Annotated in this window: 2 pseudogenes; both read right to left on the reverse strand. The window is 56.1% G+C overall.

What is annotated here, in order from left to right:
- A pseudogene (locus tag R7Z41_RS24260) lies at nucleotides 1–339 on the reverse strand (N-acetylmannosamine-6-phosphate 2-epimerase); the annotation flags it as partial.
- Nucleotides 340–386: 47 nt separating this feature from the next.
- A pseudogene (nanT, locus tag R7Z41_RS24265) lies at nucleotides 387–1,095 on the reverse strand (sialic acid transporter NanT); the annotation flags it as partial.

The raw sequence follows: 1,095 nt of genomic DNA on the forward strand, positions 1-1,095 counted from the left end.
CACCGGACGCGGGCGGTCGGTGCCGTCAATGGCGATAATGTCCGCGCCCGCCTGCGCCAGCGCATCAACATCTTCAATATAGGCCGTGATGCGTACCGGAGAATCCTCCAGATCGCGTTTCACAATTCCAATAATCGGCACGCTCACCACCGCACGCGTGGCTTGCAGATTTGCCACACCTTCAATGCGAATGGCAACCGCGCCCGCCTGTTCTGCCGCTAATGCCATGGCGGCGACGATTTCGGGTTTATCGAGCGGGCTGTCCGGAACCGGCTGGCAGGAGACAATCAGGCCACCGTTAGCAGCGATTTTTTGATCCAGTTGTGCAAGTAACGACATACATCTTCCCTTAGCGAAAGGCCCGGTACATAGACCGGGCAACAGGATTAACTTTTGGTTTTGACTAAATCGTTTTTGGCGCTGCCAAACGGCACGGCACCGCTGAATGGTTTACCGTCGATAGCGTCATGAGTACGCAACGCTTCCGGGCGCAACCAACGCTGAACGCGAGAAGGCATATCCAGCCCAATCAGCAGGATCACCACGAACGTCAGACTGAACGAGAGCGATGCCAGCGCAGTACCCAGATCCAGACGTTGAGCGATCAACGCGCCGATGATTGGGGCCAGTGCACCGCCCAATGCGCCAACGTTGTAGGTAAAGCCCAGGCCCGCTGCACGCTGGTCGGTATCGAAATAACCGCCAATCAGTTTTGGTAAGATCCCGGCGATCCCTTGTCCAAGCATTTGCTGGAAGAACAGTAACAGACCGAGCACCCAGACGTTTGCGCCGCCAATCGCAAATACCGGAATAATCAGCAGCTGCGAGGCCAGCAGGCTACAAACGTACGCTTTGCGGGTTCCCAGCCAGTCACCGAGGAAGCCGCCGACACAGCACCCCACCGCAGCCCCAAAGCCGCTAAAGAACAGCACATTGGCGACAGTATGCGGGTTATAAGCCAGATCGGTTTTCAGATACGTTGGCAGCAGTGCCTGAATCGGCCATGAGTAGAGGAAAGCAAATAACACAACCACCATCAGCATTACGCCCGTTGGCCAGCGTTTGCCCGTACTCTGAACCATAAAGCTGATAAAG

This window comes from Vibrio sp. 1457 (assembly GCF_033340195.1).
In the GTDB taxonomy this organism is placed as follows: domain Bacteria; phylum Pseudomonadota; class Gammaproteobacteria; order Enterobacterales; family Vibrionaceae; genus Vibrio; species Vibrio alginolyticus.